The organism is Rhizobium sp. P2_G2, from assembly GCF_056403555.1.
The window spans coordinates 1-14,041 of the sequence record NZ_JBFUFF010000137.1; the positions used below are offsets into that span (position 1 = coordinate 1).

Annotated in this window: 12 protein-coding genes and 1 pseudogene; 10 read left to right on the forward strand and 3 right to left on the reverse strand. The window is 58.9% G+C overall.

The window, feature by feature from the left end:
• The coding region (locus AC1D06_RS38605) for a hypothetical protein (RefSeq protein WP_477990869.1) at window positions 1-1,137 on the reverse strand (1,137 nt) is incomplete at its 3' end.
• 404 nt (window positions 1,138-1,541) lie between these two features.
• Here AC1D06_RS38605 and AC1D06_RS38610 point away from each other — a divergent pair.
• The 4 genes from AC1D06_RS38610 to AC1D06_RS38625 all read left to right on the forward strand — a co-directional run bounded on the left by AC1D06_RS38610 (window position 1,542) and on the right by AC1D06_RS38625 (window position 3,600).
• The gene (locus AC1D06_RS38610; protein WP_477990870.1) at window positions 1,542-1,775 is read left to right on the forward strand and encodes a hypothetical protein; all 234 of its coding nucleotides are present in this window, start codon (window positions 1,542-1,544) and stop codon (window positions 1,773-1,775) included.
• A 58-nt stretch (window positions 1,776-1,833) separates the two neighbouring features.
• A complete protein-coding gene (locus AC1D06_RS38615; RefSeq protein WP_477990871.1) occupies window positions 1,834-2,256 on the forward strand; it encodes a hypothetical protein in 423 nt (140 codons plus the stop codon).
• Between the two features lie 317 nt (window positions 2,257-2,573).
• A complete protein-coding gene (locus tag AC1D06_RS38620) occupies window positions 2,574-2,903 on the forward strand; it encodes a hypothetical protein (RefSeq protein WP_477990872.1) in 330 nt (109 codons plus the stop codon).
• Window positions 2,896-3,600 (forward strand): SOS response-associated peptidase family protein, encoded by a 705-nt coding sequence (locus AC1D06_RS38625; protein WP_477990873.1) that lies wholly within the window; start codon window positions 2,896-2,898, stop codon window positions 3,598-3,600. The genes AC1D06_RS38620 and AC1D06_RS38625 overlap by 8 nt, the downstream gene beginning before the upstream one ends.
• Here the strand turns inward: AC1D06_RS38625 and AC1D06_RS38630 are convergent.
• Window positions 3,587-3,814: a hypothetical protein gene (locus AC1D06_RS38630; protein ID WP_477990874.1), complete on the reverse strand. Its 228-nt coding sequence runs from the start codon at window positions 3,812-3,814 to the stop codon at window positions 3,587-3,589. The genes AC1D06_RS38625 and AC1D06_RS38630 overlap by 14 nt on opposite strands.
• A gap of 373 nt (window positions 3,815-4,187) precedes the next feature.
• Window positions 4,188-5,696 (reverse strand): recombinase family protein, encoded by a 1,509-nt coding sequence (locus AC1D06_RS38635; protein WP_477990875.1) that lies wholly within the window; start codon window positions 5,694-5,696, stop codon window positions 4,188-4,190.
• A gap of 53 nt (window positions 5,697-5,749) precedes the next feature.
• Between AC1D06_RS38635 and AC1D06_RS38640 the strand changes: the two are divergent.
• The 6 genes and pseudogenes from AC1D06_RS38640 to rpmG all read left to right on the forward strand — a co-directional run.
• A pseudogene (locus tag AC1D06_RS38640) lies at window positions 5,750-6,358 on the forward strand (DNA-processing protein DprA); the annotation flags it as partial.
• A gap of 282 nt (window positions 6,359-6,640) precedes the next feature.
• Window positions 6,641-9,346, forward strand: coding sequence for a type I DNA topoisomerase (gene topA, locus AC1D06_RS38645; RefSeq protein WP_477990876.1), 2,706 nt, complete (start codon window positions 6,641-6,643; stop codon window positions 9,344-9,346).
• Between the two features lie 13 nt (window positions 9,347-9,359).
• Window positions 9,360-11,690, forward strand: a complete 2,331-nt coding sequence (gene rnr / locus AC1D06_RS38650; RefSeq protein ID WP_477990877.1) for a ribonuclease R — start codon at window positions 9,360-9,362, stop codon at window positions 11,688-11,690.
• A 35-nt stretch (window positions 11,691-11,725) separates the two neighbouring features.
• Window positions 11,726-12,175 (forward strand): DUF983 domain-containing protein, encoded by a 450-nt coding sequence (locus tag AC1D06_RS38655; protein ID WP_477990878.1) that lies wholly within the window; start codon window positions 11,726-11,728, stop codon window positions 12,173-12,175.
• Window positions 12,176-12,315: 140 nt separating this feature from the next.
• Window positions 12,316-13,491 (forward strand): MFS transporter, encoded by a 1,176-nt coding sequence (locus AC1D06_RS38660; RefSeq protein WP_477880965.1) that lies wholly within the window; start codon window positions 12,316-12,318, stop codon window positions 13,489-13,491.
• 88 nt (window positions 13,492-13,579) lie between these two features.
• Window positions 13,580-13,747 (forward strand): 50S ribosomal protein L33, encoded by a 168-nt coding sequence (gene rpmG / locus AC1D06_RS38665; protein ID WP_258162352.1) that lies wholly within the window; start codon window positions 13,580-13,582, stop codon window positions 13,745-13,747.
• Window positions 13,748-14,041 lie beyond the last annotated feature (294 nt).

Below are 14,041 nucleotides of genomic sequence, written 5' to 3' on the forward strand. Positions count from 1 at the left end.
CTTGTTTCCCATCTTGTTTCCCATGATATAGCGATAACGTGTATCGCCTTCCTTCATGGGGCCGCCTTTATAACTGGCGTGTTTTTTTACGGCAGCTACCGCTTTTTCGACCATCGTTGTCAGCCCCTTATTTCGGTTAAATATTACCAAGGCCGTCTTCGCGTCTCTCCATGTGAGATATCCTAGCAGTTGATCGATTGTCTCTCCAAGAAGTTTCTCTCCACCCCAGAACTTGCATTCGCCAATGAAAATATTCTTGTCATCCACGCGGATCATTATGTCCGTTTTACCTGCCGCGTTGAAAGTTTCGCCGGTTGCTTGTCCCTCATATTGACCGTTCAGCTGTATAAGGAAATGCGTGCGAATATCCTCCTCGCCCAAGTCCTTGAAGACCTTAGGGCTGCGCTCCATGACGTGCGTCATGTTGTCCATGACCTTCATTATGTGTTGGTACTCCTCCTCCGYGAGCACGGGCTCCGCCTTCGTTACCGCCGAGGCTTCGGGATTGGCAGGGGTTATTTTCCGTTGCACTTGCGGCGCGATATAGGTTTCTGGAGCGTCGTCCCGGCGTCGCATTTTGAAGCCTAGATTGGCCGCTGCAACTTTTGCCTTGTCAATGCTCTGGCGCCTCGGAAAAATTGCGTTCGTCACGACTTCTCTTATCTGCTCTGGCACTGCACCGAAGTCATATTGCAAGGTGTCAAGGTGCCTCTCGATTTCCGCAACTTCCGACATGAATTTTTCCCTCGCACGGCCGTCATCAATACCTGTTCTATAGACCAGCTCCTGATTTTGGAAACCGCCGTGCCTCAATTCAAATGGCAAACCGTTCATCCGGCAGGCGCTCGGCTGCATATTGAACACTTCATGGGGGCCGTCGAATGGGAGATATATCTCCAGGTAATGGGTGGTTTCATGATAACCCGGGCCTGTATTTCCTTCCCTGCGGTCGTTTTCAACCTGATCTAACAGAAGCTTAGGTCTCTCAGGGACCAACTCTTTGATAAGCTGAGCCGCGTATTTATCTATATCGATGGTCGACACTTCTGCTTCGCTAAGAGATTTTGCTCGCGCCTGTGCTTGTCGAACAAGGCTTCTTGCTACGTCATATGATCTGCTGCCGAAAAAAATCGCCATTCGATTCGCTCCCTGCGGGTTGTGTGGCAAGGTGAATACATCCCAGTTAATGATCAAGCCCCGCTGCGGTCAATTCGAGATTGACACACAGGCGGCGCGCGGAACAAATTAAGAACAGTGGTGTTTGGGAATCGATTCCTAGGGGTTTTGGAGAGAAATATGCACGCCGAACAACTTTGCCTTCTCGACGCCATCGGTGCCAGCATAACGCGGGAAACTGGGCAAACTGGGGAGCCTAGCGTGGTCGATGCACTGCTTGATGTTCATCACGGGGACTACCGCCGGGTGATCGAAGAGTTGCTGCTGGACACAGATTTCCTCAGGGACCAATTGTTCACCGCGTCATGCTTGATTAGCAACGGAATGGGGCGCGGGTGGCGGCCCAGATACGAAAGGGTGACGCCATGAGCCGCGAGGATGACCCGGCAATGGACGTGGCGATAGTGCTACGGACCACAAAGAGATTTATCCTCCAGCGGCTGACTTCAAAGAAGATTGGCGAAAGGGAGGCCGCAGAGGAGGAAATTGCGCAGCGCGTGAGCGCAAGCATTCGGGGCCGTTTCAATTTGGTCAGGAAATCGAGTGCCGAAATCGGCATGTGGTCACGGTCCGATTGGCAGCCGAAAGAAGAGGATTGACTCTCGACTATGCACGGAACAAAATAGGAACAAACCTCAGAACCAAAGGAGTTTAGCGATGTCTGACAAATACGAGCCAATCGGACCCTACTCTCAATATAGCGAGCATATGACCCAGGAAGAGTACGACAGGATGAAGGCGCGAGGCCCTGCGGTAGCTGCGATGCTGGATAAGGCAGAGCAGGAGTGGGACGCGTTCGTCGCGAAGGCCAGCGACGAGGAGATTGTCCGCGCCTACCTGGCCTCCCGCGTCATCCTCTGGCAACAACTGCCTTACGACTGGATGGAGGCGGACATCGAGACCCTGGACATGATGAACCTCGTGGACTACCCCGACGAAGTCCTCAAAGCGTACGAGCGCAGCCGCGCCAATCCCCACCAGAGGGCGATGTTTGAAAAGGATTATGAGCGCGGAGCGGACCTTACTGAATGGTGGATGGGGATTATGCGCGAGCGGCACGGGCTGTCCAAATCTAGCTAACCGTCATGCCTCGCAGCGGCGATCTGTTCGACAGGGAGGCCAAATTTAATGGTTTATCCCTGAATGAACTCATTGCCGCCGCCGATGCTCTCAGGGAGGTAGCTCTTGCCGATATTCCTGACGCGTGGGCGTTGGGCTGCAAATGCAGGGCATGCGGCAGGACAAGCATGTTGGACCGCTGGCGGCTACAAGGCGAGCATGGCTCCCAGTTGAGACTGGTGGACATCATGAACAGGCTACGGTGCAAAAGCTGCGGAGTGCGCGGTGCCGGTGGCATCCAGCTTCACCGGATAGCAAGATGAGCACGGAGTTATTCCTTGCCCGAGAGAGACGGCTATACCCGCAAGCAGATGGCGTACACTTTGCCGCAGGCGGACATCGACGGGATGCTCGTTAAGGTGACCTGCCAGCGCTGCCGTATTACCCGCTACTATTTACCCAAAGACCTCTTGACGCTGTGTGGTCCTGTCGGGATTCATGAGATACCGCTGTGGTTCCGTTGCGACGAGTGCCACGAGAAGCGGGACATGGTTGCGGATTGGAAAGCCGTCTACGGCGAGGATATAAAGACTCTGCGCGTCCGGCGCTTGGTCAACGTGACCTATAAGCGTATGCCGGTTTGGGAGGATGGGCCGTTTAATGTGTAATTTATATCACCTCACCCCAAAAGACTGGCAGAACAAGTGGGCCGAAGAGGCTCACAGCCGCATCAACATCCGAGATTCTTACGACGTCTACCCGGACCTTGAGGGTCCGATTATTCGAAACAACAACGGAAGCCGGGAGTTGGTGCATGTCCGGTGGGGCTTGCCGACCCCGGCGGATCGCCTGGAGGAGACGGTAGATAAGAAGATTGCTGCATTAGAGGCGAAGGGCAAACCCTACGACAAGGCCAAGATGATGGCGGAGCAACGCGACCCCGGCGTTACCAATGTCCGTCATCCGCACTACAAGCACTGGAACCGCTGGATGGGCGTGGAAAACCGCTGCATCGTTCCGTTTACCCGGTTTGCCGAACCGGACAAAATCAACGGCGGCAACGTTTGGTTCGCGATGAATGAGGACGAGCCGCTGTCTTGGTTCGCGGGTGTTTGGATTCCGCAGCATACATCGGTGCGCAAGGTGAAAGTAGGTCTTGAGACCATCGACCTATATGGCTTCCTTACCACCAAGCCAAACCGCATTGTGGGCGAGGTGCATGACAAGGCAATGCCGGTCATCCTCCGTAACGACCTAGAAATAGACCTATGGCTGACAAAGCCGTGGAGCGACGTGAAATACCTTCAAAGGCCACTGCCGGACGACGAGATAATTCGGGTGCAGGACGCGGCTAAGGCCGCTTGAGCTTTGCCCCGACAAGCTGGCTTAGCGTCTCATCAAGGGCAAAGAGCTTGAGAAGGTAGTGATCGGCTAAGCTGGTAACCGCCGTGGCAGCCTCATCCGCTGTCCATCCAGCGCTTTCCGCCGCTTCCATTAACTCGATGAAATGGTCTTCCATGGCTTCCTCGCATTCAAGAAAGCGGTCAGGATATGAACGAAGGTAGCGCGGTCCATGCATGGAACTCTCCTACCGTGACAATGAAGTCAGGAATCGCAGGTTCCACAATAGCTTACCACAGTTCACCAATCGCCACTGTATATCTCGCTGCTCCGATAAGCACCCTTGACGACGAACCGTCGTTGAATCACGATTGCGCCACAGTCAATCGAGGGTTCCGCTATGCTGGATGATTGGAAGTACTTGGCTCTAATTGCACTCGGGTTTAGTCTGTACGTCCACTGGGTACAATGGGAGACGGCAACGGGCCTCCGGGAGATCGCAAGGGTGACGTGCACGCATGACCCCTACACATTTGCTGGCGAGTGCTTGCGTTACGGACTTCAATAGACGCGCCAGCTTGCACCTCAATGCGGTCAGGGCCGTACTTCTGTCACGTTCGAGGTCGAGACCCCTCCAAGACCAGATTGTACTCCCGCCCGGTCTTTAGAAGCACCGTCGCGGCGCTCATGTCCCCTGGGTCATATCGGTGAAGCGTGACCATATCAACGAGTGCCGCAATTAACGCCTTAAGGCGCGGCCTATCTTCGCGCTGCAAACGCGCTATTTCCTCCTCGCTAGCCTCAAGGTCGCTAATGGCCTCTCCGGCAACCGTCTGGTCTGCGATACGTGAAAGAAGGTCTTGCCGCTTTGACACGAGCGCCTTCCGCTCCTCAGAATGCTTTTCAGCAAGACGCAGAAACACCCGACTCGTTTCCTCGCTTTGGGCCTCAACTGAGCGCTCTACAGCCGTTTGATGCTTGCGGGAGAGGTCGTCTATCCTGATGTTCAGGTCCGAAAGCTCGTCAGGCTCTGAAGCCGCCCCGGGCGATATAGGAGAGGACAGCAAGACACCAAGACGCGAAACAAACGCGTCCTCGACCAAGTTGTAAGGCCAGTTACGTCCATCGCAGTTCCGTCGTGCCGCCGTCCTGCCTTCACACGCAGCATAGCGAAAGCGCTTGTTCTTGCCCCGGGTGGAGGAGACGCTCATGGTGGAACCGCAGATGCCACACCTCAGCAATCGCGGAAAAACGTTGACGTAGGAGGATGCCTGGGGATTCCGTGTCTGTTGTGCTGCGCGGTTACGCAATGCAATCCACCGCGTCTCGGAGATAATCGCTGGATAATAGTTCGGTATCTCCTGCCCCTTAATCTCCAGCGTGCCATATGCCTCCTTGGAGCACAGTACATCTTGAACGACTGCTTTACCCCAAGTGCCTCCGCGTGGACTCTTAATGCCCCGTTCGTTCAAAAGACGCATGATAGAGGTTGTCCCGTGTCCACCTTCCGCAAAGTTAAACAGTGTTCTTGCATCATCCACCCTACTGTTAAAGTCCTGGGTCTTTTGGTCGATCCAAAAGGGGACCTTGCTGATCGGAATACGCTCTCCGGCCTGAAGCTTCTCCACCCTGCCCCGCCACGACGCACTTAGTCTGTCGCTCTTCTTCTTGCTCTCATCGTGAGCTAGCTGCATTGCCACAAGGGACGGAATCAGCAACATCGGCTGATCTCTTAGCTTCTCGGCGCTATGCACCATCTCGTCTTGCAAGGTCACAACGGTCATACCGGTGTTTAGAACCTCAAGGAAGATCGGCATTACGTCCATGGGGTTGAGCCGGGAAAGACGGTCCATGTTCTCCACGAGCAGGACGCGGTCCGCAGGTACCTTGCCGCTCCTAAGATCACCCAAGAGTACCCCCAGACCCGCCTTTAGGTTACTTCCGGTGAATGCGCTAACGCCGTCATCCACGATTGAAAGGTCCAGTCTCATGCCCGTCTTGTGACAGTAGGCCTCTGCACTTTCCGTCTGTCGTTTCAGTGAGTTACCCTTAGCCTGACGTCCTGAGGACCAACGTGCATAAGAGATCGCAAGTTTGCCTTTGAGCGGATGCGTGATCATAAGTGCCCTTCTGTGTTCGAAGCACCTATATCGATTTGCCTACTGTTCTTCAAGACCAGCCCTACCCGCCCGAGCATGCCGATCTGGTCAATGACATCGCCGCCGCCGGTGGTGCTGCTATCACGGAAATGCCGTTCGGCTGGGAACCGCGCGCTCGTGATTTCCCAAGGCGCAATCGGTTGATCGCCGGCGTCGCGCTCGGTCTTGTCGTGATTGAAGCGGCCGAACGTTCCGGCTCGCTGATTACCGCCCGTTATGCCGGAAATTTCGGCCGTCAGGTTTTCGCGGTGCCGGGCTCGCCGCTCGACCCGCGCAACCAGGGCACCAACGGACTGTTGAAGGACGGCGCTCAGATTGTCACCGAATCTGCGGATGTCATTCGCTCGATGGCGCCCATGACCCGCGTCGATCTCTTTAGCGACACGGCGCTCGGCGAGCCGCCACGAGAGGAATACAGACCCACCTCTCCCCCGCCGAGCGATTCGGAGCGGGACCGGATACTTGACGCGTTGAGTACCACGCCCGTCGAGATCGACGAAATCATACGTCATACCGGTTGCAACGCCCAGCTTGTCTATTCGATCCTGCTGGAGCTGGACCTCGCCGGCCGACTGCACAGGCATCCGCGCGGGCTCGTTTCACTGGATTTGACGCAGGATTGACGCGGATTTGGCCAGGAGAACACCGCCTGCTTCGCCGAGGGCCGCGTCCGGATGACCTTGAACAACCGAGCCGGGCACACGATATGCTGCAACTCTTGGGCGCTCGGCTTGATGATCACGCCGAGATTGTCAAGCCGGACGGATTGCATTGCCGCATGTTCGAAGGCTATAAGCGCCCCAAGACGATCGCACATAGATTAGTGAGAGCGGAGCGCCCGGCCCATCACGGCAGCCGGACAGCGACGAGACACGACGAACAGAAAGCCGTCTGGCAGACAGAACATGAACGTAGTGGTGGTGGAATCGCCTGCAAAGGCAAAGACGATCAACAAATATCTCGGTCCGGGTTACAAGGTGCTGGCGTCCTTCGGCCATGTCCGCGATCTCCCCGCCAAGGACGGCTCCGTTCGACCTGACGACGACTTTGAAATGTCCTGGGAAGTCGACAGCGCGTCGCAGAAGCGGCTGAATGAAATCGCCGATGCCGTCAAGAAATCCGACGGCCTGATCCTCGCTACCGACCCGGATCGCGAGGGCGAAGCGATTTCCTGGCACGTGCTCGATGTCCTTAAGAAGAAGAGGGTCATCGGCGACAAGCCGGTCAGCCGCGTCGTCTTCAATGCCATCACCAAGAAGGCGGTGCTCGACGCTATGGCCGCGCCGCGCGATATCGACGCGCCGCTGGTCAATGCCTATCTCGCCCGCCGCGCTCTGGATTATCTGGTCGGCTTCAACCTGTCGCCGGTCCTCTGGCGGAAGCTGCCGGGCGCCCGTTCTGCCGGCCGTGTGCAGTCGGTTGCGCTGAGATTGGTCTGCGACCGCGAGACTGAGATCGAGCGCTTCGTTACGGAAGAATACTGGAACATTGTCGCTTTGCTGCGCACGCCGCGCAACGACACGTTCGAGGCGCGCCTGGTTAGCGCCGACGGCAAGCGCATGCAAGCGCGTTCGGTCGGCAATGGTGTGCTGGCCAAGGACCTCAAAACCATGCTGGAAGGCGCGACCTATCGCGTCGAGAGCGTCGAAGCCAAACCGGTCAAGCGCAACCCCTCTCCGCCCTTTACCACCTCGACCCTGCAACAGGCCGCATCCTCGCGCCTCGGCTTCTCGGCTTCGCGCACCATGCAGGTGGCGCAGAAGCTCTATGAAGGTCTCGACCTCGGCGGCGAATTCGCCGGCCTGATCACCTATATGCGTACCGATGGCGTGCAGATGGCGCCCGAGGCGATCGATGCCGCACGCCGCGCGATCGGCAGCCAGTTCGGCACCAACTACGTACCGGACAAGCCGCGCTTCTATTCGACCAAGGCGAAGAACGCCCAGGAAGCGCATGAAGCCATCCGTCCGACCGATTTCAACCGCACGCCCGAAAGCATCCGCCAATATCTCGACGCTGATCAATATCGCCTCTACGATCTGGTCTGGAAGCGCGGCATTGCCAGCCAGATGGCGAGTGCCGATTTCGAGCGCACCACTGTCGAGATCACCGCCGCCAATGGCGGCCGCACCGCCGGTCTGCGCGCTACCGGTTCTGTGATCAAGTTCGACGGCTTCATTGCTGCCTATACCGACCAGCGTGAGGAAAAAGAGGATAACGACGCCGAGGACGAGGATGGCCGCCTGCCGGAAATCCGGCTGCACGAGGCGCTCGCCAAGGAAAAGATCGACGCCAGCCAGCATTTTACCGAACCGCCGCCGCGCTATTCGGAAGCGACGCTGATCAAGAAGATGGAAGAGCTCGGCATCGGCCGCCCATCGACCTATGCCTCGACGCTGGCGACGCTCCGCGACCGCGGCTATGTGACCATCGACAAGCGCAAGCTGATCCCCGATTCCAAGGGCCGTATCGTCACGGCCTTCCTGGAAAACTTCTTCACCAAATATGTCGAGTATGACTTCACCGCTTCGCTCGAGGAAAAGCTCGACAGCATTTCCGCCGGTGAGCTGAACTGGAAGGACGTGCTGCGCGATTTCTGGAAGGATTTCTTCTCCCAGATCGAGCAGACCAAGGAATTGCGCGTCAGCGACATTATCGACGCGATGAACGAGGCGCTGGCACCCCTGCTCTTCCCGGCCCGCGCCGACGGTGGCGATCCGCGCGTCTGCCAGGTCTGCGGCACCGGCAAACTGTCGCTGAAGCTTGGCCGCTACGGCGCCTTTATCGGCTGCTCGAACTATCCGGAATGCAATTTCACCCGCCAGCTTTCCAGCGAGGCTGCGGACGAAGCGGCGGTTTCCAACGAGCCGAGTTCCTTCGGCACCGACCCGATCACCGGCGAAGAGATCACGCTGCGTTCCGGCCGTTTCGGACCCTATGTCCAGCGCGGCGGCGGCAAGGATGCCAAGCGCGCCAGCCTGCCAAAAGGCTGGACGCCGGACCAGATGAACCAGGAAAAGGCGATTGCCTTGCTCAACCTGCCGCGCGACATCGGCAAGCATCCCGAATCCGGCAAGATGATCTCGTCGGGCATCGGCCGCTACGGTCCGTTCCTGCTGCATGACGGCGGCTATGCCAATCTCGAATCGGTCGAGGATGTGTTCTCGATCGGCCTCAATCGCGCCGTCTCCGTCATCGCCGACAAGGCGTTGAAAGCGGCTGAGGGCGGCCGTGGAGCCCGTGGCGCTCCGGCGGCGTTGAAGGAACTGGGCGATCATCCAAACGGCGGCAAGATCACTGTCCGGGATGGACGCTACGGGCCTTACGTCAATTGGGACAAGGTCAACGCGACACTGCCCCGTGGCAAGGATCCGCAATCGGTGACGATGGAAGAAGCGCTTGCCCTGATCACCGAGCGCGCCGCCAAGGCACCCGCTGGCAAGGCGAAGCCGGCGCCGAAGAAGAAGGCCGCAGCGGCCGAGTCGACCGACGGAGCCAAAGCCGCTGCCAAGCCGAAAACTGCAGCGAAATCGGCTGCAAAATCCAAAACCGCAACCAAGACAACGGCCGCCAAGCCGAAAACGACGAGTGCCAAAACCAAAAAGGCCTGATTCCGTGGCAAGAATGCCAAGATCCAACGACAGGACGAAGCCGGCGGCCAAGGTCGCCGGCCCGAAGCAATCGATCGTTCAGGGTGTGGTGCCGCCACGCGAAGTGCTGCTCGAGTTCATCCAGGACAATCCCGATCGCGCCAACAAGCGCGACATCGCCAAGGCCTTCGGCCTTAAGGGCGATACGCGGGTTGAGCTGAAAGCGGCGCTGCGCGCGCTCGAAGACGACGGCATGCTGGAGAAGGATCGCAAGGCGTTGAAGCGGCCGGGCACTTTGCCGCCGGTCACCGTGCTCGATATCACCATGCGCGACACGACCGGCGAACTGATCGGCCGTCCGGCGGAATGGCCTGAAGATGGCGGTGTCGCGCCCGCGGTGCTGATCCGTCAGTCTTCAGGCGGCGAGCGCTCGAAGACCAGGGCGCCTGTCGCCGGGATCGGCGATCGCGTTGTCGCAAAAATTTTCCCGAACAAGGAACGGGGCGGCCCGGCCTATACGGCGCGCGTCATCAAAGTGATCGACAAGCGCAAGAATGCCGGTCTGGGCGTGTTCCGGTCGATCGACGGCGGCGCCGCGCGCATCCTGCCGATCGACAGGCGCGCCACCGAACTCGAAGTCGATCCGGAATTCATCGGGGACGCCAAGGACGGCGATCTGGTCGAAATCGAGTCGGCCCGCATCGGCCGTTATGGCCTGCCGCGCGCCAAGGTTCTCTCGGTGATCGGTTCGGTCGCCAGCGAAAAGGCGATCTCGATGATCGCCATCCATGCGCATGGCATCCCCTACATGTTCTCCGATGCCGTGATGCGCGAGGCGGACGCCGCCGGCCCGGCCGACATGAAGCATCGCGAAGACTGGCGCGACATGCCGCTGGTGACCATCGACCCGGCCGACGCCAAGGACCATGACGACGCCGTCTATGCCGAGCCGGACACGTCTCCGGACAATCCCGGCGGCGTCATCGTCGTTGTCGCCATTGCCGATGTCTCCTGGTATGTGCGGCCGCAATCGTCGCTCGATCGCGAAGCGCTGCGGCGCGGCAATTCCGTCTATTTTCCCGATCGCGTCGTGCCGATGCTGCCGGAGCGCATCTCCAACGATCTCTGCTCGCTGAAGGAAAATGTCGACCGCCCGGCGCTCGCTGTGYGCATGGTCTTCTCCAAGGAAGGCCGCAAGGCGTCGCATACCTTCCACCGCATCATGATGCGCAGCGCGGCCAAGCTCGCCTACCAGCAGGCGCAGGCCGCGATCGACGGCCATCCGGACGACAAGACCGGCCCGATCCTCGATCCCATCCTCAAGCCGCTCTGGGCGGCCTATGCGATCCTCAAGGCCGGTCGCGACCGCCGGCAGCCGCTCGAGCTCGATATGCCCGAGCGCAAGATCCTGCTGAAATCCGACGGCACTGTCGATCGGGTCATCGTGCCGGAGCGGCTCGACGCCCACAAACTGATCGAAGAGATGATGATCCAGGCCAACGTCTCCGCCGCCGAGACGCTGGAGAAGAAGAAGCAGGCGCTGGTCTACCGCGTCCACGATGCACCGAGCCTTGCCAAGCAGGAAACCCTGCGCCAGTTCCTCGGCACGCTCGACATTTCGCTCGCCCACGGCAATCTGCGCTCCAATCATTTCAACCACATCCTCGAAAAGGTCGAAGACAAGCCTTACGAGATCATGGTCAACGAAATGGTGCTGCGCTCGCAGAGCCAGGCCATCTACAGCCCTGAGAATATCGGCCATTTCGGCCGCAATCTCCTGCGCTATGCCCACTTCACCTCGCCGATTCGCCGCTATGCCGACTTGATTGTGCATCGGGCGCTGGTCGCCTCGCTTGGCCTGGGTGCGGGCGGGCTTACCATGGAGGAAGAAGGGCAGCTCGACGATATCGCCGCGGAAATCTCCACGTTTGAGCGACGGGCGATGGCGGCCGAACGCGAGACCATCGAACGGCTCGTCGCGCATCATCTGGCGGGCCGGATCGGCGCTGAATTCGATGGTCGGGTGTCCGGCGTCACCAAATCCGGACTATTTGTCTCACTTCCCGCCTATGGCGCCGACGGCTTCGTTCCCATATCTACGCTGGGCAACGATTACTATATATATGACGAAGCGCACCAGGCATTGACCGGCGAACGGTCAGGCCTGGGTTACCGGCTGGGCGATCCAGTCCGTGTCAGGCTGGCGGAAGCTGCACCTCTCGCCGGCGCTCTGCGGTTCGAAATATTGAGCGAAGGGCGCAAAATGCCGACGGCAATGCGCTCCTTCCACAAGTCGGGTAAGCGTCCACCGGCGCGCCCGGCCCGTAAGTTGCCGGGAACGCGGCCCCCGCGAGGTCGAAGGTGACATCCGTCGGGGGTGACGGGCAAAGGAGAACGAAAATGCAGGCGAGCCAGAACTGGTCGAATGCAGGACAAGACGACATCGGTAAGCGCGATGTGATGCAGTCGATGAAGCGCGGCTTCTTATGCCGCTGCCCGAATTGCGGTGAAGGCAGGCTGTTCCGCAAATTCCTCAAGCCGGTCGACAATTGCGCCGTCTGCGGCGAGGATTACACCCACCAGCGCGCCGACGACCTGCCGGCCTATCTGACGATCATCGTCGTCGGCCATATCACGCTTGGCGGCTTCCTGTTCACCGACATGAGCTTCCAGGTGTCGAGCTGGATCCATCTCGCCATCTGGGCGCCGCTGACAGTGATCCTGGCGCTCGCGCTCATTCAGCCAATCAAGGGCGGTGTCATCGGGCTGCAATGGGCTACGCGTATGCACGGCTTCGGTGGGCACGATCCGAGGCCGGAGGACACGCTTGCGGAGCATCAACAGCCGTGAGCGAAATGCGAGGAAATCCGGACAAAATGCATGCGGAGGCTTTGAAATCCGGTCCCCAGCCGTCTAATTAGCAGTGGGGGATGTTCCTGTTTCTGGGGAACAGTCGATCGTTGGATTGACCATCTTGAAAGTGAGCATGCATGAGTGACCAGATCGACGGTGCGCGCGAGGACATTCATTGGCCCTCGCTGTTCGCCGCCATTTCGTCGATATCCGCAGTGGGTATCGCCATAGGGCTCGGCCTGCCGCTGCTGTCGCTGCTGCTCGACCAGCGCGGCATCCCCTCCTTCCTGAGCGGCCTCAACACAGCGACGGCCGGCATCGCCGCCATGATCGCTGCGCCCGTCACCACCAAGCTTGCACACAGTGCGGGCGTGGCGACGACGATGATCTGGGCGGTGCTGATCGCCGCGATCAGTTCGCTCGGCTTCTACTATATCGAAAATTTCTGGGCCTGGTTTCCGCTGCGCATCGTGTTCCACGGCGCGGTGACGACGCTGTTCATCCTGTCGGAGTTCTGGATCAATTTTGCCGCCCCGCCCAGCAAGCGCGGCCTGGTGCTCGGCATTTACGGCACGGTGCTGTCGGTCGGCTTTGCCATCGGCACCTCGATCTTCTCGGCGGTCGGCACCCAGGGTATCCTGCCTTTCCTGGTCGGTGCGGCCGTCATCTTGGCCGCCGCGATCCCCATCTATCTGGCGCGCGGCGAAAGCCCTTATCTCGATGAGAAGCCGCAACATCACTTCCTGCGCTACACTTTCGTCGTGCCCACGGCGATTATCGGCGTCTTCGTCTTTGGCGCAGTCGAGGTTGGAGGCCTCGGCCTGTTCCCAATCTATGCAACGCGACAGGGTTTTACGCCGGCGGAAGCGGGCAACCTGCTGACTGCCATGGCGATCGGCAATGTCGTCTTCCAGATCCCCCTCGGCCTGGTTTCGGATCGCCTGAAAGACCGGCGCATGCTGCTGTTCATCATGGGCCTGGTCGGCCTGGCCGGTGCCATCGTGCTCCCCTTTATTTCGACCAGCTGGGTGATGATGGCGATCCTGCTGTTCATCTGGGGCGGCGTTGTCGCCGGCCTCTATATGGTCGGACTTAGCCATATCGGCCAGCGATTCTCCGGCTCGGATCTTGCCGCTGCCAACGCTGCCTTCATCTTTGCCTATGCGGTGGGCACGATCGCCGGACCGATCGCCATCGGCGCGGGCTTGAGCCTAGGCGGACCAGAAGGGTTTGCACGGGTGTTGATGGCCTTCTTCGCCATCTTCGTCGTATTTGCCATCTACCGGCTGATTTTTCATCCCCACCGCACTTGACTTTTAGCGGGCAATGCGTAGTTTCCGCGGCACTTCGCCGTGGCCGAAAGGGATTCCGCGGCATTGTTTTTTTGAAGGCAGGACGACCATGGCGAAAGCGACCACGATCAAGATCAAGCTTCTCTCGACGGCTGACACCGGCACGTTCTACGTGACGACCAAGAACAGCCGCACCATGACCGAGAAGATGACTAAGACCAAGTATGACCCGGTCGTGCGCAAGCACGTCGAGTTCAAGGAAACCAAGATCAAGTAACTCTGATCTTCCGGTTTGACGGACGAAGCGCGCGACCTGAGGTCAGCGCGCTTTTTTCGTTGTCGGGGCATAGAGTCGGATCGCGACTTGAGACATTCGCCCCCTCGTCCCGAACGAGGTGTGTCATACCAAGTGTCGATGATATGAACCTATTGCGCCGGGCGCTTTTGGCTTCCGGCGAGGAGCAAACCGCAGTCGGACCTGCCGGTCCGGCGAGGATTTTCGACGACGTCCGGAAGCCAAAAGCGCCCGGCGCAATAGGTTCATATCATCGACACTTGGTATGACACACCT